The 23,439-nt window shown below is 43.7% G+C and carries 21 protein-coding genes; 6 read left to right on the top strand and 15 right to left on the bottom strand.

Annotated elements, in window-relative coordinates; all coding sequences use genetic code 11:
• Positions 1–599: 599 nt before the first annotated feature.
• Both AABA75_RS17480 and AABA75_RS17475 read right to left on the bottom strand, forming a co-directional pair.
• Positions 600–1,688, bottom strand: coding sequence for an acyltransferase family protein (locus tag AABA75_RS17480; protein ID WP_338294033.1), 1,089 nt, complete (start codon positions 1,686–1,688; stop codon positions 600–602).
• A 375-nt stretch (positions 1,689–2,063) separates the two neighbouring features.
• Positions 2,064–2,459, bottom strand: a complete 396-nt coding sequence (locus AABA75_RS17475; RefSeq protein ID WP_338294032.1) for a TerB family tellurite resistance protein — start codon at positions 2,457–2,459, stop codon at positions 2,064–2,066.
• 376 nt (positions 2,460–2,835) lie between these two features.
• Here AABA75_RS17475 and AABA75_RS17470 point away from each other — a divergent pair, with 376 nt between their 5' ends.
• Positions 2,836–3,420 (top strand): hypothetical protein, encoded by a 585-nt coding sequence (locus tag AABA75_RS17470; RefSeq protein ID WP_338294031.1) that lies wholly within the window; start codon positions 2,836–2,838, stop codon positions 3,418–3,420.
• Between the two features lie 102 nt (positions 3,421–3,522).
• Positions 3,523–5,340: an alkaline phosphatase D family protein gene (locus AABA75_RS17465; RefSeq protein ID WP_338294030.1), complete on the top strand. Its 1,818-nt coding sequence runs from the start codon at positions 3,523–3,525 to the stop codon at positions 5,338–5,340.
• A gap of 51 nt (positions 5,341–5,391) precedes the next feature.
• Here AABA75_RS17465 and AABA75_RS17460 read toward each other — a convergent pair whose 3' ends face one another.
• The 5 genes from AABA75_RS17460 to AABA75_RS17440 all read right to left on the bottom strand — a co-directional run bounded on the left by AABA75_RS17460 (position 5,392) and on the right by AABA75_RS17440 (position 9,766).
• Positions 5,392–5,937, bottom strand: a complete 546-nt coding sequence (locus AABA75_RS17460) for a hypothetical protein (RefSeq protein ID WP_338294029.1) — start codon at positions 5,935–5,937, stop codon at positions 5,392–5,394.
• 117 nt (positions 5,938–6,054) lie between these two features.
• Positions 6,055–7,035, bottom strand: a complete 981-nt coding sequence (locus AABA75_RS17455; RefSeq protein WP_338294028.1) for a zinc-dependent alcohol dehydrogenase family protein — start codon at positions 7,033–7,035, stop codon at positions 6,055–6,057.
• Positions 7,036–7,139: 104 nt separating this feature from the next.
• On the bottom strand, positions 7,140–8,651 hold the full coding sequence (locus AABA75_RS17450) for an amidase (RefSeq protein ID WP_338294027.1): 1,512 nt from the start codon (positions 8,649–8,651) through the stop codon (positions 7,140–7,142).
• 72 nt (positions 8,652–8,723) lie between these two features.
• Positions 8,724–9,422, bottom strand: coding sequence for a permease prefix domain 2-containing transporter (locus AABA75_RS17445; RefSeq protein WP_338294026.1), 699 nt, complete (start codon positions 9,420–9,422; stop codon positions 8,724–8,726).
• Positions 9,419–9,766, bottom strand: a complete 348-nt coding sequence (locus AABA75_RS17440) for a PadR family transcriptional regulator (protein WP_338294025.1) — start codon at positions 9,764–9,766, stop codon at positions 9,419–9,421. Before AABA75_RS17440 ends, AABA75_RS17445 begins: the two co-directional genes overlap by 4 nt.
• A 167-nt stretch (positions 9,767–9,933) precedes the next feature.
• Here AABA75_RS17440 and AABA75_RS17435 point away from each other — a divergent pair, with 167 nt between their 5' ends.
• Positions 9,934–10,992 carry a CNNM domain-containing protein gene (locus AABA75_RS17435; RefSeq protein ID WP_338294024.1) on the top strand — a complete coding sequence of 353 codons (1,059 nt, stop codon included), beginning with the start codon at positions 9,934–9,936 and terminating at the stop codon, positions 10,990–10,992.
• Between the two features lie 49 nt (positions 10,993–11,041).
• On the opposite strand, the gene AABA75_RS17430 is transcribed toward AABA75_RS17435, so the two are convergent.
• Positions 11,042–11,620, bottom strand: coding sequence for a YajG family lipoprotein (locus AABA75_RS17430; RefSeq protein WP_338294023.1), 579 nt, complete (start codon positions 11,618–11,620; stop codon positions 11,042–11,044).
• Between the two features lie 213 nt (positions 11,621–11,833).
• On the opposite strand from AABA75_RS17430, the gene AABA75_RS17425 reads away from it, so the two are divergent.
• Positions 11,834–12,886: an aldo/keto reductase gene (locus AABA75_RS17425; RefSeq protein ID WP_338294022.1), complete on the top strand. Its 1,053-nt coding sequence runs from the start codon at positions 11,834–11,836 to the stop codon at positions 12,884–12,886.
• 42 nt (positions 12,887–12,928) lie between these two features.
• Here the strand turns inward: AABA75_RS17425 and AABA75_RS17420 are convergent, their stop codons facing one another.
• The 3 genes from AABA75_RS17420 to AABA75_RS17410 form a co-directional block, all read right to left on the bottom strand.
• Positions 12,929–13,657 (bottom strand): hypothetical protein, encoded by a 729-nt coding sequence (locus tag AABA75_RS17420; protein ID WP_338294021.1) that lies wholly within the window; start codon positions 13,655–13,657, stop codon positions 12,929–12,931.
• A gap of 180 nt (positions 13,658–13,837) precedes the next feature.
• On the bottom strand, positions 13,838–14,842 hold the full coding sequence (locus tag AABA75_RS17415; RefSeq protein WP_338294020.1) for a hypothetical protein: 1,005 nt from the start codon (positions 14,840–14,842) through the stop codon (positions 13,838–13,840).
• 238 nt (positions 14,843–15,080) lie between these two features.
• Positions 15,081–15,581 (bottom strand): hypothetical protein, encoded by a 501-nt coding sequence (locus tag AABA75_RS17410; protein WP_338294019.1) that lies wholly within the window; start codon positions 15,579–15,581, stop codon positions 15,081–15,083.
• A 331-nt stretch (positions 15,582–15,912) separates the two neighbouring features.
• Here AABA75_RS17410 and AABA75_RS17405 point away from each other — a divergent pair, with 331 nt between their 5' ends.
• Entirely contained in the window at positions 15,913–16,314 is a 402-nt protein-coding gene (locus tag AABA75_RS17405) for a ribonuclease E inhibitor RraB (protein WP_338294018.1), read from the top strand.
• Here AABA75_RS17405 and AABA75_RS17400 read toward each other — a convergent pair.
• From AABA75_RS17400 to AABA75_RS17390, 3 genes are all read right to left on the bottom strand, one after another.
• Complete coding sequence (locus AABA75_RS17400) at positions 16,307–17,155, bottom strand: substrate-binding periplasmic protein (protein ID WP_338294017.1); 849 nt, start codon at positions 17,153–17,155, stop codon at positions 16,307–16,309. The two genes, AABA75_RS17405 and AABA75_RS17400, sit on opposite strands and share 8 nt — an antisense overlap.
• A 118-nt stretch (positions 17,156–17,273) precedes the next feature.
• Positions 17,274–19,361, bottom strand: a complete 2,088-nt coding sequence (gene fusA / locus AABA75_RS17395) for an elongation factor G (protein WP_338294016.1) — start codon at positions 19,359–19,361, stop codon at positions 17,274–17,276.
• A gap of 236 nt (positions 19,362–19,597) precedes the next feature.
• Complete coding sequence (locus AABA75_RS17390) at positions 19,598–20,398, bottom strand: MBL fold metallo-hydrolase (protein ID WP_338294015.1); 801 nt, start codon at positions 20,396–20,398, stop codon at positions 19,598–19,600.
• A 181-nt stretch (positions 20,399–20,579) separates the two neighbouring features.
• Here AABA75_RS17390 and AABA75_RS17385 point away from each other — a divergent pair, with 181 nt between their 5' ends.
• Complete coding sequence (locus AABA75_RS17385; protein WP_338294014.1) at positions 20,580–22,322, top strand: peroxidase family protein; 1,743 nt, start codon at positions 20,580–20,582, stop codon at positions 22,320–22,322.
• Between the two features lie 41 nt (positions 22,323–22,363).
• On the opposite strand, the gene AABA75_RS17380 is transcribed toward AABA75_RS17385, so the two are convergent.
• Positions 22,364–23,266, bottom strand: a complete 903-nt coding sequence (locus AABA75_RS17380) for a DMT family transporter (RefSeq protein WP_338294013.1) — start codon at positions 23,264–23,266, stop codon at positions 22,364–22,366.
• Positions 23,267–23,439 lie beyond the last annotated feature (173 nt).

The following is a 23,439-nucleotide window of genomic DNA, read 5'->3' as shown; positions in this document are numbered from 1 at the left end:
TCAGCATCAACGGATAGCCCTTCCCCTAAATGGTGATTAGCTGCGCTAATCTACAAGAGATGCCTAACCCATTGTTTAACATGGCTTTACTTATTGTCTGATTAGAGCACGAGTAACAATCGTCCCTGAAGGGGCATCCAGCCTCGCCATCCATGGCGAGTCGTTCGGGTGGGCGGTGCTATAGGTTGTCTGGTCATGTTAGTCGTTAACACATCCCTGATGATTGTCACCCAGCCTCGCCATCCTTGCCGGGTCGTTCAGCCCTGACAAAGCTCCAAGTTTTCACTTCGTCCGAGACGGGCTTCACCCCTCATGTGACAAATTTGTCTGGAACAAATTTGAACGTGCTTTAGCACGGCCCCGAAGGGGTGAGTCTCAGGGATGAGACGAATAAAGTAATACCTGTAGGTCGAGATTTATCTCGAAAACTTAGTTACAAGTTCTCGTCTTTGTCCGGCTAAAGCCGAACCTACAATAACACCTGTCAGCATACGAGGTCAGATCCGGCATAATATCAGTATCAGCTTTTATTAAACTTCATCGTGAACCAACAGAAGCATCCACGGTAAGGCTCTGATCCCCGCCCATGCATTGGATTACTAGATCTTGATAAAGATCCGTTTTTTGTACAAACACAGTGATAGCAAATAAAAAAGAGCTACGGTTAAGATGGCATGGCTTAACGAGGCAAGCTTTGCAGGTATGAAAGTGGATGCAGTATCGAAATATAGTCCGGTTAAAGATTGTGAAGGATAAATCAAAGGGTCGAAAAGCGGCAACGCTAAACTCGCAGCAAAAAGCCAAGAAAGGATATAAACAAGCAGTGGATTACTCCCGTAGATTTCCATGAGACCATTGATCATTCGAAATACGGGGAGCTTTTCTGAGAGATAAATAACACCAAGTAAAATTTGAGCAAGGCCAGTTGTCAGCAATACATAACTGCTGCTCCACAGGGGTTTATTCAGAGGTAAAAACAACATCCACAATAAACTAACGGCTGTAAGAGCAATACCGTATTTTAAAAGAGCGAGATTCTTAGCTTTTGTGGTGTCAGTAACTGATATCAGCTGAGTTGTTCGGTAGCCAAATAAAACAGAAACCGTTGCAGGAAAACAACTCAGCAACCCTTCTGGTTCAAAGGGAATGCCAAAACCCTGATACATGTGGTTTTGACCTAGAATGAGAAGGTCAATTTCTCTTACCAGATTATCGCTTAGTTCCCAATAAGTCTTGTCAAAACCAACAAGGCACCAGTAAACCAGAAGCAGTAAGCAACAAAATATGCTTATCCTTTTTGCAGGTATATACACTATTACTATCACAGCCAACAGGTAACATATGGCAATTCGTTGCAAGACTCCCATGATTCTTAATTCATGGAATGTCTCCACAAAAGGAAAGGCATTTAGAAATAATCCAAAGGCAAACAATAAAACAGAGCGCTTTAACGCTTTTCTGAGGGTGTCTATTTTATTGCTATCTTTCTTGATGACATGAAAAAGCGAACTGCCAACTGCAAATAAAAAGAAAGGGAATACTAAATCAGTTGGTGTCACCCCGTGCCAGTCGGAATGTTTTAAGGGCCAATAAATATGCTGCCACGATCCCGGCGTGTTTACCAAAATCATAAAACACACGGTCAGTCCTCTGAAAATATCCAGAGTTTTATCACGTTGTTTCATCATAAAATACTATTTTTTAAATTATATGACAACGTTGTCATGTTGGGTTGTAAAAAGCAACTTTTAGTCTTAAACAGTAAGTCAACTTATAAACATTTGCAGAAGGCAAATGTATTTGGCAAGGAGGTCGTTGGACAATGTCGTACAAGATTGATCAAACCAAGCTTTCATTTTCTATCATTTTGGTTGCATGATCGGGGGGGAAAAATAACCTAGGATGTCCCTCACTGAACATTTTATTATTCGTGAGGGAAGCATGTCTGATGAAATCTCAAATGTATTGAGTGATATGATCAAAATTTTTATTGCGCTGGCAATATTAGTAATCGCTGTAATTTTTCTTTATAAGGATCCCTTCCTTTGACAAGAAAGGAAGGGCTAATTCAGGTAACTCTTCAATATATCTAAAGCTACTTTCTCTTTGTCATCAATGATGCCATCGGCAGAAGCAATCTCATCGGCGAGTTTTAATGCATTAGTTTTAAAGTCATCGTCCAAAAGTTGGCTGCTGCGGTGAGCAATAAAGTGTTCCAGGTCCTGTTGCTCAATTGCATTGTTCGCTTTGTGCATACCATTGGTATAAAAATCTTGAACAGAAATATCAGAGTTCCATTCTATCTCCGCGAGCCAGTTGCGAATAACTTCTTCTTCAGCTGCATCAACAGTACCATCTACCACCATAAAAAAGATGGCGATTTCAAGTAACGCTTCTCTCTGGATTTGGTCTTCACAATCTCCCATATCCAAAGTGCGTAGGAATTTATCAAATCTCATTGCTGTCCTGTAATCCTAAAAACAAAGTAGATTTAAATACTAACAGCAACTAATAAATTTTTGCTAACAAAAATGTTTCAGAATTCCAAATGGGGTAGTAAAAATAACCTGCTAAACTTAGTTTAGATTAACGGTGAATTATGCATAGATGTTGATACATAAAATACTTCGCTACAGTTGTTGTTTATTACTTTTTTTATGTACTGAGCTGCAAGCGAAAGCTTCCTTAAGCCTTTTTTACCCTCGTCCGGAAACCAATTTTGATGAGAGAACCGGTTATCCATTGCAACTATTGCGGTTTGCATTCGAGAATTCAGAGAGCTTAAAAAAGTATGAATTAAGGCCCAGTGAAATACGTATGCCAAGGGGCAGGAGCTTGAAGCTTGTCGAGCAAGGCATGGGGATTGATGTTTTTTGGGCCATCTCTACACCAGAAAGGGTTAACGATCTCTCTCAAGTGGATTTCGATATTTTCCAGGGATTATTCGGATATCGTCTATTGCTTATTAAAGAAGCCAGGGTAACCGAATTTAAAACAACTGGAGATATTGAAATTAAAAACATGCTGGCGGGTTTGTCGCCAGATTGGCCAGATTATTTAATTCTGCAAAAGCATGGATTCAACGTACAGGGGACGACCTCTTACAGCAGTTTATTCAAATTGTTAGAGCTTGAGCGCGTGGACTATTTGCCGAGAAGTATGTTTGAGGTGTGGTTTGAACATGAGCATTTACAAACCAGAGGCATCTCCGTATCCCCTGATGTGGCTATCTATTACCCAACAAAATTTACTTTTTTCTTAGCAAAAAGTAACAGGGAACTCGCTGATGAATTACAAAAAGCCTTACAAGCAATGGACGGAAACGGTCGTTTTGAGCAGTTTTTTAATCTGGTATGGAAGGATGTGATCGCCAAATCTTCGTTACAGTCTAAAAAAATAATCAGATTATCTAATGATTGATAAACTCCGTCATGGGTAAAGAATTTACGTTAATTTAATGAAAATGTCATACCCTGGAGTCAACATGCTAGCTTTTTGATATATTCACAAGCGAATAAAAAGATGAAAAGCAATGCTCTGTCCCGACGCTACTTTTTGAAACTCACCTCCAGAGGGGTGGGTCTTGCCATAGTTTCTTCTGGTTTAATGGGGTGCCTCGATGGCAATGATCTCAAACTGCCAGAGGTGGAAGCCCCAACCGCAACACCAGAGCCCGACCCAATTCCCGTTGCATTCCAGCATGGAGTAGCGAGTGGCGACCCAACACAAAATGCAGTTATTCTATGGACCAGAGTGACACCAACTGAAGAAGGTTTTGAAGGTGAACTTCCGGCGACCTGGGAAGTAGCAACTGATGCTGAATTTCAAGAGATGGTGACCAGCGGAAGCACCAATATTTCTTCCGCTAGCGATTACACGCTGAAGATTGATGCCATTGATTTAACGCCGGGCACTACTTATTACTATCGTTTTATCAGTGGTGATACTACTTCTCCTTTTGGGATGACTCGCACTTTGCCAGCAATGGACGTAACCTCTGTTAAATTGGCTGTCATGTCCTGCTCCAATTACCCTGCCGGCTTTTTTAATGTTTATGATTTAGCTGCACAACAAGACGATCTCGATGCGGTACTTCATCTTGGAGACTACATTTATGAGTATGATCGCAATGGCTATGCCAGTGAAAATGCCGCTGCTATGGGGCGCGAAGTGTTACCTGATGCAGAATTATTAACCCTGACAGACTACCGTACTCGTTACGCGCAATATCACACTGATGCCGGGTTGCAGAGGTTGCATGCCGCTGTGCCGTTTATCGCCGTTTGGGATGATCACGAAGTTACTAATGATACCTGGCGAGATGGTGCCGAAAACCACCAGGACGATGAGGGGGATTTCGAAGAGCGTAAACTAGCAGCGTTACAAGCTTATTTCGAGTGGATGCCTATCAGACCAGTCGTGGAAGGTAACAACGAAATCATTAATCGCCAATTTAATTTTGGGGAGTTGGTTGATTTATACATGCTTGATACTCGTGTTGTGGCGCGAGATCAACAGCTTGATTATGCTAACTATATTGATCCTGCAACTGGGGCAATTGATTCAGCAGGATTTACCGCTGATGTTAGTAATAGTAACCGCACAATGTTAGGTGCAGAGCAGCTAACCTGGTTACAAGGCTCAATGTCCATTTCCACGGCTACCTGGCAAGTACTGGGTCAGCAAGTACTCATGGGGCGCATGCTGTTACCCGCAGCAATAGCTACTCAGCAGCTTTCTGTTGCTGAGTATGCGGAGCTTGGTCAAATAGCTGTACTGGCACAACGCGCTGAAGCGGGTGATCCCACTTTGACTAGTGAAGAATTAGCCTATTTACAAGCTAATATAGCGCGTCTGACGCCGGAGATTGTTGCCCTGCTTAGTTTGCCTTCTATCCCTTACAACCTTGATGCTTGGGATGGATATGCCTATGAGCGTGAGGTTATTTTAGGTACTGCGAAGCAGCTTAATAAAAATCTGGTGGTGTTAGCGGGTGATACTCATAACGCTTGGGCAAATAATCTGAAAGACCTCTCTGGTGATGCAGTAGGCGTTGAATTTGCGACACCCTCCGTGTCTTCTCCCGGATTAGAGCAGTACCTCTCAATTGCGCCAGAAGATGCTATTGCAACAGAAGCTGGCATAGTTCAGTTAGTTGAGGATTTGCAATATATGAATGCGATGGATAGAGGTTTTATGACCCTGACGTTTACCGCTGAAAATGTAACTACTCAGTGGCATTATGTGGATACTATTCTTTCAACAGAATATGCCGAGAATACTTCCAGATCACAAGTGGCCGAAACATTGGTAGGCTCGCCGAGTGTCAGTTTAATCTAGTTACTTACACCAAAAAGGGCGGTAATTCCGCCCTGAATTATTTCGCTAATGCTACATTAATTGCTCGTTGTAACACTGCTCTAAGTCCAGTGGTTCATCTGCTTTGTATATTTTTACCTGGTTGTAATCGAGGCCCTCAAATGCGCTCTCTATGGTGTCACTAAAGATATCAGCTTGCTCACCAATTTTCTCTCCCAACTCACCTATAGCATCAAAATCGGATTGGTGTGCATCCGCTAATGCTGAGATTTTGTCTGCCAGTCTCTCAGTCTTGCGCAGCAACTCTTTATCTATATACAAGGTTTGTTCTGTTTCCTGCACCGCTAATTCATTCAATTCTTCCATTTCCTTGCCATATTCAGAAAACTTGGCTTCTACAGTTTTTAATGGGCCTTGGATAACCTGCATTTGCTTTTCCAGATCCTGTATTTTTTGCCAGGCTTCATATTCTTCCTCTCCCAGCGTGATTTGCGTAACGACCTGACAATCATCGATGGCCACAGCGTACACCGGAACAGGGGCCTGACGAGCCATTGCATACAAGGAAACTAACAAAAAGCCGGAGGACAGGGCGACGGTTTTAGCGAATTTATTCATTACAAAATTACCTGATATTGAGACGTTATTTTGTAAGTCGCCCTGAGTATCAATAAAGTTTGAATTGCGGGATAAAAAAGTTAATAAGGGGGCGGCAGCCCCTGCTACTTTTGTTGATCAAGCTGTTATTAATACTTTTCCATTGCGCTCACCTTGAGCTGCATAGGCTACCGCATCTTTTATTTCAGCCACCTTGTATATCCGATCAATGGGCGCCTTTAATTTGCCGGTTGCAATTAGCATAGCCAGTTCATTATACAATGCTTGTTGCGCCTCTTTGGTTGCGCGCTGAAACCATATGGCCAGCCAAAAGCCTTTAACTGTAATGTCCTTAAAAATCAGATTCGCTGAAGACACCTGTGCTGCCTCACCACTCATCATACCGTAGTTAACCAAGGTTCCCTGAGATGCCAGGCAATCGGCCAGGCGGTTAGAAGCAGTGCCTCCTACGGCATCGATCGCTAATTGGATTTCAGCTTTTTCCGTTGCTTTGCGCACTCGCTTCACCAAGTCATCGCCATCTACAAGTACAACATCAGCGCCAGCTTTTGTAAGTGGTTCAATAAGTGATTCTCTGCGCACTATGTTAACGGTTTTTAAACCACGTAATCTGGCCAGTTGAATAAGGTAATTTCCAACCGCGGAGTTAGCGGCATTTTGGATTACCCAATCCCCCTCTTTCAAAGGCATAAACTCTGACAGCATTAATGAGGCTGTGGGCGGATTGATGGATAACATGGATAGTTGCTGAGGATCGGCACCGTCAGGCAGCGGGATGAACTTTTTGGCAGGGGCGACAATGTGAGTGGACCAGGTGCCAATTCCCACTGGCAGAAGAACTGATTGACCAGGCTTGAAGTGCTCAACCTTTTCACCTACAGAAACGACTTTTCCAACACCTTCATTGCCGCCAATAGCGGGTAGTGGTGGCAGAATTCCATATAAGCCGGTCAGTGTGAGTACGTCAGAAGGATTTATGGGTGAGGCCTGCAACTCCACGAGTATTTCATCATGTTGAGGGGCGGGTGCCGTAAACTCGACAGCTTCGATAACATCTTGGGGTACCGGGCCTCTTTCTTTGTATTCTGCTTTTAACATATTCACTCTTCCATTTGGTTTTTGTGTCTTGAGTGTATCAGTCTTGCTAAAAATTTAAACGGCCGTTTGAATTGTTTTACATCGTTCAATGCACCACAGATTAATCATTGCGCCTTTAAACGGGATTCAAAACCATACGCCGCTTCGATTAATACTGGTTCAGCCAGATGCCCCGCAAACATTGATATACCTACTGGCAACCCCTGATAATGGCCCATAGGAACTGTGATGTGAGGGTAACCAGAAACGGCTGCAAAACTGCTGGTGCCACCCATGTAGTGATCGCCATTTACCAGGTCGGTTTTCCATGCGGGGGCTGTCGTCGGACTAACGATTAAGTCTAATTGATAGCGCTGCATAACGAGGTCAATACCCTCCGGTCCCGCAAGCCGTTTACTTCTCTCCAGAGCTGACAGGTAGATTTGTTCACTAAGCGGACCTTTTTTTTCTGCCAATTCAAAAATTTCTTGCTTGAAAAACGGCATTGTTTGCTTGTGGTGAGCAATATTAAATTCCATCAAGGATGCCAAGGTGTGGGGCAGGTTCGCTTGTTTGAGATAGTGATTCAGTCCATGTTTGAATTCAAATAACAGTACGGTGAATTCATCATCAGAAAATACGCTTCTATCCGGCATTTCTATATCGATAAGTGTGGCACCTGATGTAGACATCAATGCTAGTGCGTTATCAAACAGGGCATCGACTCCAAAATGGAAGCCAGCCAGGTTGGTAGCGACTCCAATGCGTTTGTCTTGTAATCCATTCGCTTTAAGATGAACAGAGAGGTTGCTATTGGCGTGTTGAGCGAGCGGATCTTGTTCGTTAAAACTGTGCATTGCCTCCAGAAGATATACCGCATCGGCGACATTGCGGGCCATTGGACCCGCGGTATCCTGACTGTGAGCTATTGGTATGATGCCATCGCGACTTACAGTACCCAATGTGGGTTTGATACCCACGAGACCAGTAGCGGCCGAGGGACATACTATTGAGCCATTGGTTTCTGTACCTATCGCAACCATTGCAAACCCGGCGGCAACAGCCGCAGCCGAGCCTGAGCTTGAGCCGCAAGTATTGCGCGAGTGTTCAATTGGGTTTTTGGTTAAGCCGTATAAGCTACTCCAACCGCTTGTACTGTGAAAAGAACGAAAGTTTGCCCATTCACTCAGGTTGGTTTTACCCAATATCACCGCGCCGGCTTCTCTCAGCACGCTAACTAATTGAGCATCTTTGTCAGGGATATTATTGGCTAAGGCAATGGAGCCCGCGGTATTAGCCATTCCATCGCCAGTATCGATATTATCTTTGAGTAGAATTGGAATTCCGTGGAGAGGGCCCCTGACCTTGCCTTTTCTACGCTCCTCGTCCAAGGTTCTGGCACTATCAAGTGCAGCGGAATTGATTTGTACAACAGCATTGATTCCAGCGCCACGTTTGTTGTTTAACGCGATTTGCTCAAGGTAAAATTTGGTTAATCTTTCACTACTCAACTTTTCCAGGAGCATTAGCTCCCGGGCCTCAGAAATGCTTAGCGTATTAAGTTTTGGGTGAGCCCAAGATAGCGAAGGAAAAAACAGTAAACAGAGAATGATTGCAAAAGAGCTGGCCAGGCGCATCGGTATATCTCATTTAACAGCAAGTGATGATGACCTTTATACCAGCTCTAGTACATTTTTGAACGTTAAAGGTTATTTCTTAACCATCTTACGCAATACTAAAGAGCTGGAAGGTAATATCAAATACACAATAGACAAAGCCATAAACGCAACTGGTGGCCCTACGTGGCGCGCTTGCGGCTCAATAATTTCGATATAGATCAATCCAAACAAATAGGGCAATAACATCAAGACCGTTGACCAGGCCGCGGCTTGATGCGCAGAAAAAGCCGCTTTTTTGTTGCGGAAATACAGCACTGCCAATGCAAATACTGTCCACAGAGCAGCAGGAGTATTGAAGTACATCAAAAGGTCAAAGTCCGTCGCCAGTTTTTCTGATCCTAGAGCGAGCACTTCGGCTTCAAATAAGAAGCTGTGTATTTTCCCCTGCAATAAATTGTTCCAGACATGCTCAGAGGTTTCTGTATCCATATTACTGAGCCAGGAAATCATGATAAGCAGGGTAGGGAACAATACGAGCGTCGTGATGATAACCAATTTCTTCAGCATGGCTTCGGTGGCCAGATATTGTGAAAAGTAGTGCAGTGATGTTTGCATTGTTTGTCTCCAAAACCAGTGAGTGGCTTGTTTGTCGTTAGTCATTGCGCGGTGCGCAAACTCTTCTTCCAGGTCTCCCGTTAAACTCTCTTTTAAGTGATTGGGGACCACCAGATTTAGTATTCTTTGCGCCAACAGCGGAGGCGGTCTACCGGGTGGTTTTGATTCGTTCACGGTTTCACCTGTGCATCCATTTGCCTGATGGAAATACCATTCCAAAGAGTATTCATCGCTTCTCGCGCTCTTTTTAGAGCTTCCTGTCCCTTAGCTGTCACCTCGAAAAAACGTTTCGGTTTACCTCCGCGTTCGGCAGTGGCTTCCCCAAATTTTGAGGTAACCATGCCTTTCTTCTCCAGGCGTTCAAGGGTGGAGTAAAGTGCTCCAATGGCCACATCACGCTGAATCTCATCGTGAAGCAATTGTCTTAAACTGGCGCCATAGGCGGTTGTGCCTAATTGAATGCACGCCAATAAAACGATTTGCTCGAACTCTCCTAAAAACTTCTCTTTTTCTGCCATAACCCGCCCCATACATTTATAACTACAATGTAGTATTAACTTTGGGATGGATGCAAGCAATAATTACTACAAAATAGGTATTATTTTATTTTCCCGGAAAAAAGGAGCCTGTGTCATACTATGGGCTTACCTGAATAGACATCCGAATTTTGAGATAGGAACGAGTAGTGACGCTGCTGATAATTTACGTATTTATTGCCTTGGGGTTCTCATTTATTTGCTCTGTAGCGGAGGCCGTCATATTGAGCTGTTCGTCTGCTTATATTTCTTTGTTGGAAAGAGAGGGAAAACCAACAGGAACGCTGTTACGGGAGCTTTCTGCAGACATCAATAAGCCGCTTTCTGCTATTCTCACTCTCAACACCATTGCCCACACAATGGGGGCTGCTGGAGCGGGAGCACAGGCTGCCGTGGTATTCGGCGATGCTTATTTAGGCTTAATTTCCGCGGTATTAACCCTTTTAATTCTGGTTTTCTCTGAGATCATTCCAAAAACGCTGGGTGCCACTTACTGGCGTCAACTGGCACCAGTGACGGCCTTTTTCCTTAAATATTTGATTATCGTGCTCTATCCATTTGTCAAAATGTCGGAGAAGTTAACAAAGGGATTCAAAGAAGACAGTCCATTGCGTGGCTTGAGTCGCGGTGAAATGTTAGCCATGGCAGAAATATCCGCACAGGAAGGACAGCTGGCCGCTCATGAAATGAACTTTATGCAGAGTTTATTAAACCTTCATGAGTTAAAAATAAAAGATGCCATGACCCACAGAACGGTAGTGTTCTCTCTATCCGAGCACCTCACTGTGGAAACCTATTTCCACAAATACGACAGTAACGAATTTTCTCGCATCCCCATCTATGAAGAGAATGAACCTGAGAAAATTAGCGGTTTTGTGATGAAGTCAGATTTGTTGCTGGCGCAAGCAAGAGGGAACGGCCAAAAGCATCTTGTAGAATACAAAAAAGAAATGATTGTGATGCTCGCTAGCATGCCGCTGTCGTCTGCTTTTGATAAGTTTTTGAGTCAACGGGCCAATATGATTCTGGTGGTAGACGAATACGGTGGCCTTGAAGGCATCATCACTATGGAAGACTTGCTGGAAACCTTATTGGGTATCGATATCGTCGATGAAAATGATCGCACCGTGAGTATGAAAAAACTGGCAAAAAGCTTGGGTAAAAAACGAGAAAAAGCGGTATTGGATAAGGTAAACGACAGTAAATAAGAAGTTGTGTCCCCGACATCAACTATGCCGGGGACTCTTTATTGCAAGATTATTTAGCTGAAAGAAAGTTTAATAACTCGCCGTCAGTAATCAGCTTATTCAGTGTTTCTGTTAAAGCCTCATTAATCCATTGTTCATTGGTCTCGGCAGTAGGTACTACTACAACTCGTTCCTCTTTCTCATAGCGATACATCTTTTCCATGTCGCTGTCTGCATTTTTGGCTCGGCTTTTGAACGCACCTTTGATGTGTACGCCACCGGTCCAGAAACCAGTAGAAGTTGAATATTCAAGCGCTCTGATTTCCACCATCAATACGCTGTCGGCATCTGCTTTTTCGCTAACAATAAATCCTTGTTTTACAAGACCCTTTTCAATTTCTTGTTGTACCACTGTAGCCAGATCTTGTTTCGCTGTGATCTCAGCCGCATCACCATACGCTGTGCCTCTGCGACCAAGCGACTTATCTGCTCTCTCATCAATCACCTGTACGGCAACTTTAGTATTGTTGCCCACCTGTGATTCACTTATGTTAAGTGTTGGGTTGAGTGATGCTTGTTGTGGGTTAAACGCACAACCCGAGAGAACTGCAGCAGCTAAAACCAGTGCAATTAAACCTTTGTTTTTCATTTTTATTCCTTGTTAAGTGTGATGAATAACGATATTTCAGCGCGCTATGGTATTACGTGATGTGGATGCAAACAAACGCTTTTTCGCAAATTGAAATTCTGGCTAAGACTGATTTTTCTGGGGAATTAGCGTTGTTTGTTACCTTTCAATTCTCGAATCCGTCCATACATCTTCTATAGAATTAATGAAATATCAAATAACAGGTTCTCAGATATGGAATATTCCGTTTTAGGTAGTAGTGGTTTGAAGGTGTCACGTGTTTGTCTCGGGTCCATGACATGGGGAGAACAGAACACTCAGCAAGATGCTGAGCAACAGCTGGATTATGCGCTGTCCCAAGGCGTTAATTTTATTGATACCGCGGAACTGTATTCTATTCCGCCCAGGGCAGAAACTTATGGCGCGACCGAAAAGGTCATCGGCAATTGGTTGGCCAAAAATCCAGAAAAACGCAAGGACCTGGTGTTAGCTACAAAAATTGCCGGGCCGGGACTATCCTGGATACGAGAAGGAGGTAAAATCAGTGGTGAAGCGATAAAGCAGGCGGTGGATGCTTCGCTCACACGCTTGCAAACAGACTACATCGATTTATATCAGTTGCATTGGCCTAATCGCCGTCATCCTCATTTTTCCAACCACTGGCCTGGCCAGGTAAAGTTTAGTGATACTAACACTGAGCAAGCGTCCAATGACATGCTTGAGATATTGCAAGGGCTTAACGACTGTGTGCAAGCAGGTAAAATTCGTTATTGTGGCCTTTCAGACGATACCACATGGGGGATCAGTGAATACCTCAAACTCAGTGAAAAATACAGTTTGCCGCGGATGGTATCTATTCAAAACGAATTTAACATGCTGCACACTAAAGATTGGCCTTACCTGATTGAACACTGTATTCACGAAGACATTGCTTACCTGCCTTGGTCACCACTCGGGGGCGGAGTGCTGAGTGGTAAATATCTCAATGGCGCCCGGCCAGAAGGCAGCCGTTGGACGATAGCGCAGCGCAATGGATTGTTTCGCGATAGTCAGGTGGTGAACAGTGCAGTGGCAGATATTAAAACACTGGCTGAACGTCACGGTATGACAGCCGCGCAACTGGCACTAGCCTGGTGTGATAAAGTGGATGGTGTGACCTCTATAATCATTGGCGCTACCAGTATGCCTCAACTTAAGGAAAACCTTGCGGCCTTTTCTATGCCCCTGTCTGAAACACTACAAGCTGAAGTTTTAGCGCTGTTGAAGAAGTATCCGTTGCCCTTTTAACGCTTATCGATTTTGGCAAGGCAATATCTGTTGTCTTGCTGATTATCCTTTAGCTGCTTCTATCGATGTCTCAGGCGTATTAATGGTTTCTGAATACCCAACGTAAAAACCCACAACGAATGAGAAGACGGCGAATAGCGCTATAGCGATTACCTGACACCAAAGATAACTCACAATCGTTTTCCAAGTACCTTCCCAAAATCCAACTGCAAAACAACGACAATAAATCCATCCTACGCAGACGACTGAAGCAATACCTAAATAAGAGATCAATGCCAAGGTATCTTCGTTAGATAGCTCAGGAAAAAGCCATTTTACTGGAGCAACTACGATTAAAACGGCAATCGTTGCCAGAGAGTAGGCGTAGAGGGATATTTTGTAGCAATTAAGGCTACTCTGGCCGCTGGCGGAGAAGAGTTTCGAGACTAACCAGGCCGTTGGTAAAAGAGATAGCAGTGTTAGAAACACGATAGATTTATCCAAAAACTGCCACAAAATATCGATACCTTGCTGCTCGTTATTGATTACCGGACCAAGGGTGGTGAAATTGATCCCCAAAAAAGCGGCTGATACTGCATAAAATGACATGATCAAAAACGCGTATTTAACAGCAGGCACATACTCTTTGCTCGGGTTTTCTGCACTTATTTCTTGCAACACATGCTGTGGCTGAGTAAGTAGTGTTTTACTGGTAATAAAAAAGCGTTTGTTAAAGTCTTCTACAGCTTCAAGTAATTCAGACCAGACCCCGACATTTTGTATTTGGCTCATTTATGTGGCTTGTGTATCGATAAGAATTCATATTGTGTGTGATTTTACGCCCATGTTGATGAGTATGCAAAAACACAAAACAGTTTTGAAATATGAGAGAAAATGATTAAGAAATATGGTTGTTTTAAAATTGGAAGTTACGTCACTGGTAAGTTCAGTGACGTAACATGGTTTTGAGGTTTAATGAGTTGCTGGTAAGAATGTTTGCGCTTTGCCCGGCAAGTTATTCACAAGGAATGAGCGACTTTGACGCCAGTAGGCTGAAAGCAATAGCAAACTGCCGCCAATAAATATACCTGTCAACGCCATGCTATAACTGACAAAACCGTAATTTTCCAGTAAACCACTCATGGCATAAACCACATAAACCAAGGCTGAAACCATGATGGCTCTTCTGTCTACAATAATGGATACCAAGGCCAGTAAGGTATAAAGCGCCAACACAATCATAGCTGTGGAGTAACCTGTAACGCCAGAAAAGATACCTAGTGTGCTAAAGATGGGGTGTACAATCAGAGGTGCTGACAACAGGTGTAGCCAAAACGCGATATCAGAATTGCGGGTTTGACGTTTGGGATCTTTGGCATCCCAATACATAGCGAGCGCAAAGGTAATTAAACCAGCCCCTGCTAAATAGGGTTGATAATAAAAGCGAATTTCTGGGAATTGACTAAACAATACACCGAAGACACCCAGAAATAATGAGACCATTGCTGCTGCCACAGTTACTGGCACTCTAAAGCGTTGCCAGTGCAACCACGCTCCTGCCACGGTAAGTAGTCCGGCTGCGACAAACTGTAACTCATGCACTGAGTGTGAGACGTCGAATAGGGTGATAGGAACGGCAAATAAGCCTGCTAAAAAGCTCAATAACAACCCAATAGCAGGTAGTGCCATGCGTTTTCTTCTAACAAAAACTTCGGCTAGTCCCCAGGAGCCCGCGGCCAAAATGAGTGCTCCTAAAACAGGTTTGGTTTCGAATCCCAACCAGGTGAGTGAAGCCAACAAAAGTCCGCTGGCAATGACCACAAAAACATCATTGAAACCGCTGAGCAACCGGAAGTTTTCTTCATCCACTTGATGAATATTGCGGGCTTGTGCAAATTGTTGTCTGAACTCGTTGACTGCGGCAGGGCTAAAAATCCCTTTATTAACCGCTTCATTTAGATCTTCATCTGAATACATTTATCTGTCCTCGATGTGTTTTTGTCAGAAATTAATAGCGACTTTGCGTTTTCTTTTACTGCATTATTGAGGCCAGCTAATAAAAATATATATAAATCAATGCATTATAGATATTGATGTTAATTTTTTGTGAAATTAACTAATTAAATTTAGGGGAAACGATTAAATTTTAGTGAATTTACTCAAGCAGTTTATTACCTGGATAGAGAAACTCTCGCTAGAGCAAGGGGATAATGGACTAGTGCAGATTTTCTGAGATGTGTTTGAGCTCTTCAATCAGCCGGGTTATGTGTCGCTCGAATAATTTTAATCGTTGCTTACAGTCGGCGTTGCGATTGTCTTTAAATTCGCTGAATATAGTGCGTAAAGCGATGAGAATAAGCTTAATCTCCCGCTTTTGTTCACTGTACTCCTGAAAAGAACTACATTTAAAAGCCGTATCCAGCGCCAATACTTCCACCTCAATACTTCTTATTCGTCGCGTTTCTTTTTTTCCTAGAGGTATGTCGTTATAGCTATGGCGACAAGCTATGGCATGTTGTTCGCTTTGCTGCCTTATCAAGTGATATGGAAAGTAGATGATATTCTGTTGCGATTTGGATAGTCGAGACAGCGTTTCCCAAATTGATTTGAGATTCAGTCTTATGGTCTGGCTAGAAGATAAAGAAAAAGCACACGCTTGCTCATAACCAGACTCGTTGTTTGTCGCGGTATAATCAATTTTTTGTTGTCGATTCATACAATCACCCTGTGCATATTATTATTCGGGCAAATAATAAGTCCTGTTAAATCGCTTGATATTCCATTGGCGAGCAATATTCTTGCTGATCTCTTAGCTATATTATATTGCGCGGCTAATTCAAGCTCAATGCAATGTCACGTGAGAGTGGGTATCGGCCGTTATGTATGGGTATAAGGTTTTGAACCTTTTACCTCTGCATTAGGTAGTACAAGGTATTAAAACTTATACCTAAGCGCCAATGCACATGCTCATACTTTTCTTCCGTTCGGGTACACTAAGCTTGAAATAAGTGCAATCTACAGACAGTGCGCTGTCGGGAGCGGTCATAATGCAGTCAGACAACCTCACAGTAAATGATTGGATCAAAGAAATTACGCATGAACTCAGACACAGAAACCTGAATACCAGTCAGCGTATATCATTGTCATTCTACATTGAACACAGTTCTGATTCATCTGCTGGTGCGTTGGCTAAAGACCTTGCTGCAGAAGGGTTTGACACTGATGTTGATGCTTTTCAACAACATCTTGACAAATGGCGCTGCTGGGCGAATATAGGTATTATTCCTAATACCTCTAATTTGCGTTGGATTGTACAGCTACTGAATGAAAAGAGTGAGCGTTTTGCGGGTAAAATTGCGGGTTGGGAAACAAATCCTTACGAATCCAGTCAGGAGTTAGGCCAACTGATGGCCCGGTTAGAAAGTACCTGGCAAGAGGCTGTTAATTAGATTGTTCAAAGTCATTCACTGACGGCATCAGCGTATTGGGCAGCTTGATAACTCGCCTATGTTCATAGTGATATTTATCCAGTGAGTCTCGGTAATATTTGTTAAATAGCTGCTCTATTTGCAGTTTTATTACCGGATCTTTGAGCCGTTCAGTGAGGTATTGGTGCAATTGTTTGTTGTTTTTATTGACGTAGAAAAGTAAGGCAAAATCATAGTGCAATGCCACATGGTCGGCAACTTCAAGTTCATACTGCGAGAAGGTATTGAGTTCATTGGAAATCTCTAAAATGGAGCGTGGAAACAGCTCAAATCGGCCATTGGCTAACATAGAAAACAACGCCGGGTAAGATTCAGCTGGCACAACTTGTAGTCCGGCGCGCTGGAACATGTCTATCTCAACCCAGGTACTACCCTGACCAATAGTATAGGGTTTTAAGTCGTTCAGTTGAGCTACGTTTTTCAACATATCCTTGTTGGACTTTTTCACCAAAAACAGGCGATAACCTATCAATCCTCTCATTATCGGAAAATCAACAGCCCTGAATTGTTCGATGTTGGTTGCACTGGCTCCCCCCCAAGCAATATCTAGTTCTCCTCGCTTTAATAATGCCAGTAATTTGTCGTATTCTCTTCTGAGCGGTAAGGCCTGCAATTGGTATCGCTTAGACCGGGCAAAAATCACTTTTACAACGGCGACCGTGTACAGATCGCGTTTATCTTGCAGGTCGATTGAAACGGGATAAACAATAGTTTGTTTTGGCGCGCTATGCGTGGCAAAGGATAAACCGCAGGCAAAAATTAAAAAGAGCATCTTTTTAGTAAAAGTCAGGCCCGGATTCATGATGACTTGTGAAGCAATTGATCTGTTAACTAAGTGTAGTCAACAAATCAGGCAGGGTAAAAACTAAAAAGCCCCGGTAAGTGGCCGGGGCTTTTGTATGCTTTATTAGTAAACGAAATTACTTAGCTGCTTTACGCGCCTTAGCTTCTTCAATTACTTTTTCAGATACTGCATTAGGACAAGGCATGTAGTGTGAGAACTCCATAGAGAACTGACCACGGCCAGAAGTCATAGTACGCAGGTGTCCGATGTAACCGAACATCTCAGAAAGAGGTACGTCTGCTTTAACACGTACACCTGTTGCGCCTGCTTCCTGATCTTTGATCATACCGCGACGACGGTTCAAGTCACCGATTACGTCACCAACGTGATCGTCTGGCGTGAAAACGTCAACTTTCATGATTGGCTCGATTAACTGAGGACCTGCCTTAGGAATCGATTGACGGAATGCACCTTTCGCTGCGATTTCAAACGCTACCGCAGAGGAGTCAACTGCGTGGAAACCACCGTCAAATAGCTCTACTTCAACGTCTAGTACTGGGTAACCAGCTAGTACGCCTTCTTCCATCATGCCCTTGAAGCCTTTTTCGATGGCAGGGAAGAATTCTTTAGGTGCGTTACCACCAACAACAGTAGATTCGAACTTGAAGCCTGAGTTAGGCTCACCTGGCTTGATGCGGTAGTCGATTTTACCGAACTGACCAGAACCACCAGACTGCTTCTTGTGGGTGTATGAATCTTCAACCATTTGCGTGATAGTTTCACGGTAAGCAACCTGAGGCTGACCTACTTCTAATTCAACGCCGTAAGTACGCTTCAGGATGTCTACTTTGATATCTAAGTGAAGCTCACCCATACCTTTAAGGATGGTTTCGCCAGAATCTTCATCAGTTTCGACCTGGAAAGAAGGATCTTCTGCAACCATCTTACCGATAGCAATACCCATTTTCTCAGTAGAACCTTTATCTTTAGGTGCTACAGCGATAGAGATTACCGGCTCAGGGAAGATCATAGGCTCAAGCGTACAAGGGTTGTTAGGATCACATAACGTGTGACCAGTTTGTACGTTCTTCATACCTACAACTGCGATGATGTCGCCTGCTTGTGCAGAGCTCAATTCAGTACGCTCGTCTGCGTGCATCTCTACCATACGGCCGATACGCTCAGTTTTACCAGTTGCAGAGTTAAGGATGGTGTCACCCTTGTTCAGCTTACCAGAATAGATACGGATAAAGGTCAATGCGCCAAAACGGTCGTCCATGATTTTGAATGCCAGAGCACGGAACGGCTCATCTGGAGAAACAATGGCTTTTTCGCCAGTAGGCTCACCGGTTTCTTCGTCGGTCAGATCTTGCGGATCAACTTCTTGAGGAGCTGGCAAGTAATCTACAACTGCGTCCAATACTAACTGGATACCTTTGTTCTTGAAAGCAGAACCACAGTAAGTTGGGAAGAAGGCCAGATCGCGAGTACCTTTACGGATACAACGCTTGATGTCTTCGATAGAAGGCTCTTCGCCATCCATGTAGGCCATCATCAGGTCGTCGTCTTGCTCAACAGCAGTTTCGATAAGTTGCTCGCGGTATTCGGCCGCTTTGTCAACCATGTCAGCAGGGATGTCAGTGATTTCGTAGTTTTCTGGTAAACCAGAATCGTCCCAGATGTAAGCTTTTTGAGAAAGTACATCTACAACACCAGTGAATTCGTCTTCGATACCGATTGGCAATGTCATTACCAGCGGGTTCGCCGCCAATACATTTTTAACCTGACCAACAACACGGTAGAAGTCTGCACCCATACGGTCCAGTTTGTTTACGAAAATGATACGAGATACTTCAGATTCGTTAGCATAGCGCCAGTTAGTCTCTGATTGAGGCTCAACACCGCCTGAACCACAGAATACACCAACACCACCGTCAAGTACTTTCAAAGAACGGTAAACTTCAACTGTGAAGTCAACGTGTCCGGGAGTATCGATGATGTTTAAGCGGTGATCTTTCCAGAAACAAGTCGTTGCAGCAGACTGGATGGTAATACCACGCTCTGCTTCCTGTTCCATGAAGTCGGTAGTTGATTCACCGTCATGTACTTCACCGGTTTTATGGATTTTACCGGTAAGTTTAAGAATACGTTCTGTAGAAGTTGTCTTCCCCGCGTCTACGTGAGCGAAGATACCAATATTTCTGTACTTAGCTAAGTCTGTCATGGCTTCACTTTTTGGAGTTAAAAAAAAATTGCGCGGCAGTATACATCATTTTTGCAAAATTGATCAGGGTTATTATCACTTATCTGATTATTTTACGTTCAAATGATGAAAAACCAGGCATTTCAGGCGCTTTGCGCGTTTATTGTACGATTTTGTTTCCGAAACAGGCAAAAATACTGTGCTCTTATGACAAAATCGTGAAGTTTCGAGGTAATAAATTCTATCAATGAGGTTCGTTACTTGTGAAATTGTCGCCGTTCACCAGGAATAGAGAAATACGGATAACTGGAATGTTTTAAAAATTGTGGGATTTCCTTGGGTACATGAACGCCTATGTGCTGCTCCACTTGTAATATCTCATTGAGAATATCTCGTCCTTCGAGCGACATAAAAAACCAGTAGGGGGGAAAATTCACTGACGTTTCATGATTCTGCCAGTGGGTTTTATAAGGCAGGTAGTGATCATCGTTAGGATCGGCATCTCCCATGTGCATGGCGCTGAATGCATCGCCAAGTTCGATTCTAAACACGATATTCTGCACATCTTTTCTGGCAGGCCAACCAGCATGTGGGATCCGAACTGCTTGCACGATTAATTCTGCCACCTGTTTTGATTGCGGTGGGGCATTAAAAGAGAGGTCGAAGCCAATTAATTGCGAGGCGGTTAAATTATACTCCTTAAGTAAATCAATCGCTTGTTGCGGAGCAATCAGTTTTGTCTTGGGAAAACGTTGTAAGTAGTTAGCCACATCAAGCGCGGAAAAATGATCTTCATGGGCATGGCTAATGACAATTAAATCAATATCGTCGTAGGGAGCCTCACCTCGGATAATGGCCTGTTGCAGGTGCTGCGGAACCAGTTGATAAACACCAAAATCATTGTGAAAAAAAGGGTCAAATAACACTTTCTTACCCTTTGATTCCACCAGTACCGCACTGTTCCCCAAGTATTGTGCATCGCCATGGGCAAAACAGTAGCTGATATTCAGGTAAAGCAATAAAGCAAAAATCGGCATTTTTCGCAATTCAGTTAACATCAGTTTTTATCCTTGGTTATTGCATAAAACTTATAATGCATGGCGTTACTGTAACAAGGGTAAGCTGACCATCCTGTGCCCGCAATCTTTTCTGTTTTTGTCAAATAAATGTAAGTCAGTGTCAACCAAAGGTAAATCTATCCGTTGTAAGCATTGAATCATCCGCAGTTTGGAGAAAATAATGCGATACAGAACGTTGGTTATATCGATAGCGATTGCGCTAAATGGTTTTGCCGTGACGGCACAACAAAACGATGGAATAGACCGAGACAGGGGAAAGCGCAACTCGGTATCCCCGGTGCGCAATATTGAGCGTGACCGTCCGCCTGCACCTGATGCGCCGGTTTTTGGTATTCGCTCTTATGATGGCAGCAATAATAATCTGGACAATCCAGAGTGGGGCAAAGCGCACATACAGCTGCAACGTTATACCGCAGCGGATTATAGTGATGGCATCAGTTCTCTTGCGGGTGAAAATCGACCTTCAGCCAGAGAGATCAGCAATCTGGTTTTTGCCCAAAATCACGATGTGCCTAATGCCAAAATGGTTACTGACTTTATGTGGCAGTGGGGACAGTTTTTAGATCACGATATTGATTTGACCGACGGTATCGATCCAGAAGAGCCCGCCAACATTAACGTACCAACAGGTGATGTGTTTTTTGATCCGCAAGCCACGGGTATAGCCCAGATTTCCCTAAACCGTTCGCTGTATGATGTTGAAACTGGAACGGGGTTTGATAATCCTCGTCAGCAAGTTAATGAAATTTCAGCCTGGATTGATGCCTCCAATGTTTATGGCTCTTCAACTGAGCGAGCCAATGCATTGCGCACCTTGGACGGAACAGGTCGACTTAAAACCAGCGAAGGTAATTTGTTGCCCTTTAATGATGAGGGGCTTGCTAATGCTGGAGGTACATCTGCCGCACTTTTCCTGGCGGGGGATGTGCGCGCTAATGAACAAGTGGGGTTGGCTACAATGCATACCTTGTTTGTGCGGGAACACAATCGTCAGATTGAAAGGATAAAAAGAGACAACCCAGACTTGAGCGGTGAGGAGCTTTACCAACAGGCGCGAGCAATCGTAGCTGCTCAAATGCAAGTGATTACTTACAACGAGTTCTTACCTCTGTTGCTAGGGCGTGATGCGTTACCTCGCTATCACGGTTATAACCCTGAAATCGACGCCAGTATTGCCAACGAGTTTTCCACTGGTGCTTATCGGCTCGGTCATAGTTTATTGAGTCCACAGCTATTGCGACTCGATGAAAATGGAGAAGAAATTGAAGCAGGCCATTTGTCATTGCGCGATGCCTTCTTTCGTCCTTCAGAAATTATCAATGAAGGGCTTGAGCCAGTATTGCGTGGATTAGCGACACAAATTTGTCAGTCGATTGATAATTATGTTATCGACGATGTGCGTAACTTTTTGTTTGGCGCCCCCGGAGCTGGTGGCTTTGATTTAGTATCACTTAATATTCAGCGGGGGCGTGATCACGGCTTGTCAGGATACAACCAAACCAGACTCGCGTTAGGATTAAGTCCGGTTTCTGAGTTTACTGATGTTTCCAGTGACCCTTTGGTTTCTTCGGCACTGGCAGATGCTTATGAAACGGTGGACGACATTGATTTATGGGTTGGTGGCCTTGCAGAAGATCATCATCAGGATGCTATGGTCGGTGAGTTGTTTTTTCATATTTTGCGTCGTCAGTTTCTGTCGCTGCGAGACGGTGACAGATTTTGGTATCAAAATATCATGTCTGAACGGCAGGCAAATCGCATAGAAGAAACTCGGTTATCAGATATTATTCGCCGCAATACCGACGTAGGTAGAGAACTGCAGCGCAATGTATTTCTTTCTCCTGAAGTGCAAGATAGGGATGAACGAAACTCCGATAGTCAGGGGCCTAACGTTAGGCCGTAACAATGAACGAGGGCGTTATACCAATTGAAATTATTGGCGCCCTAATTTATTTCGTCTTTGTGCCTGTTTTTGTTGCCGTGAATATTACCAAAAATGGCGCCGCCTGTTACACACAGCAAACTAATCGCGATAAACAGGGTGATTTGTTCTCCCAATACTGGGACAGCAATTAAAGCGGCGAGCACAGGTACAAATGCCATAGTGACAGCCATATTGTTGGCACCAATCGTTTTTGCTGCTTTCACGTACAACAAGAGTTGTACAACCGCTGCCAGCACGCCTTGATAACCCGCTTGTAACCAAACCTCACTGGCAGGCGCCTGGCCTAAGTTGGAAGGCAAGAACAAGATAAAAATTGGCAGGTATACCAGAGTAGTAAAAAGTGAAACCGCTACTACTGTCGCATAAGGGTCAGGATGCCACTTTTTCAATAATGCATTAAAAACACCCCAACTCAATGCGGCACAGATAAACAGAATATCACCAGTCAGTGTTTCCGGACTGACCGTCAGGGTTTTAGTGCCCAACAAAATAATTCCCAGTGAGATAATCCCCAAGGCAAGTAGTGCCTTACCTTTAATTGGCGTACCAATGATTAACCAGATACAAAGGCTGATGGCTACTGGCATAAAGCCCGGTAATAACACCGCAGCGTGATTAGCCGGAGCCAACGAAAATCCAGTGAAAGCACAAATTGCGTATAACATGCCACCAAATATCGCGAGCATTAAATAGCGAATGTTCAGGAAGTTGACGCGAGACGATAAAAACCACCACACGGGGATTGAGACCAAACTGGCAACGCCGTATCTAAGGGCAATTAAGTCGTAACCATTGAGTGCATGCGTGGCCCCGTATCTGGAAACCACGATAAAGCCGCTCCAGATAGAAACCACCACGGCGGCCATAATATAGCCAGTTAACAGAGAATAGTTTTTTTGCATTGCTCAATTCTTTTAGATAGCAGCCCTGTAGCGCTGAGTCTAACCATGAAAACCTTTGGGTACAAACAAATAAGGGGAACCGTTTAAAAAATGGCCTGAACTTTGCGTATAACAATCATGTGAATACCATCTGACAAGTAATTTTGTTACCTATGTTAGCAACCTGAGGTTGC

It is taken from the genome of Planctobacterium marinum (assembly GCF_036322805.1).
Lineage (GTDB): Bacteria > Pseudomonadota > Gammaproteobacteria > Enterobacterales > Alteromonadaceae > Planctobacterium > Planctobacterium marinum_A.
This window is presented reverse-complemented; position numbering and strand designations above follow the sequence as displayed.

Excerpts from the sequence above, each read along its gene's own strand:
- AABA75_RS17480 (WP_338294033.1), bottom strand. The coding sequence starts at position 1,688 with ATGATGAAACAACGTGATAAAACTCTGGATATTTTCAGAGGACTGACC.
- AABA75_RS17475 (WP_338294032.1), bottom strand. The coding sequence starts at position 2,459 with ATGAGATTTGATAAATTCCTACGCACTTTGGATATGGGAGATTGTGAA.
- AABA75_RS17465 (WP_338294030.1), top strand. The coding sequence starts at position 3,523 with ATGAAAAGCAATGCTCTGTCCCGACGCTACTTTTTGAAACTCACCTCC.
- AABA75_RS17460 (WP_338294029.1), bottom strand. The coding sequence starts at position 5,937 with ATGAATAAATTCGCTAAAACCGTCGCCCTGTCCTCCGGCTTTTTGTTA.
- AABA75_RS17455 (WP_338294028.1), bottom strand. The coding sequence starts at position 7,035 with ATGTTAAAAGCAGAATACAAAGAAAGAGGCCCGGTACCCCAAGATGTT.
- AABA75_RS17450 (WP_338294027.1), bottom strand. The coding sequence starts at position 8,651 with ATGCGCCTGGCCAGCTCTTTTGCAATCATTCTCTGTTTACTGTTTTTT.
- AABA75_RS17440 (WP_338294025.1), bottom strand. The coding sequence starts at position 9,766 with ATGGCAGAAAAAGAGAAGTTTTTAGGAGAGTTCGAGCAAATCGTTTTA.
- AABA75_RS17430 (WP_338294023.1), bottom strand. The coding sequence starts at position 11,620 with ATGAAAAACAAAGGTTTAATTGCACTGGTTTTAGCTGCTGCAGTTCTC.
- AABA75_RS17425 (WP_338294022.1), top strand. The coding sequence starts at position 11,834 with ATGGAATATTCCGTTTTAGGTAGTAGTGGTTTGAAGGTGTCACGTGTT.
- AABA75_RS17420 (WP_338294021.1), bottom strand. The coding sequence starts at position 13,657 with ATGAGCCAAATACAAAATGTCGGGGTCTGGTCTGAATTACTTGAAGCT.
- AABA75_RS17415 (WP_338294020.1), bottom strand. The coding sequence starts at position 14,842 with ATGTATTCAGATGAAGATCTAAATGAAGCGGTTAATAAAGGGATTTTT.
- AABA75_RS17410 (WP_338294019.1), bottom strand. The coding sequence starts at position 15,581 with ATGAATCGACAACAAAAAATTGATTATACCGCGACAAACAACGAGTCT.
- AABA75_RS17405 (WP_338294018.1), top strand. The coding sequence starts at position 15,913 with ATGCAGTCAGACAACCTCACAGTAAATGATTGGATCAAAGAAATTACG.
- AABA75_RS17400 (WP_338294017.1), bottom strand. The coding sequence starts at position 17,155 with ATGAATCCGGGCCTGACTTTTACTAAAAAGATGCTCTTTTTAATTTTT.
- fusA (WP_338294016.1), bottom strand. The coding sequence starts at position 19,361 with ATGACAGACTTAGCTAAGTACAGAAATATTGGTATCTTCGCTCACGTA.
- AABA75_RS17390 (WP_338294015.1), bottom strand. The coding sequence starts at position 20,398 with ATGTTAACTGAATTGCGAAAAATGCCGATTTTTGCTTTATTGCTTTAC.
- AABA75_RS17385 (WP_338294014.1), top strand. The coding sequence starts at position 20,580 with ATGCGATACAGAACGTTGGTTATATCGATAGCGATTGCGCTAAATGGT.
- AABA75_RS17380 (WP_338294013.1), bottom strand. The coding sequence starts at position 23,266 with ATGCAAAAAAACTATTCTCTGTTAACTGGCTATATTATGGCCGCCGTG.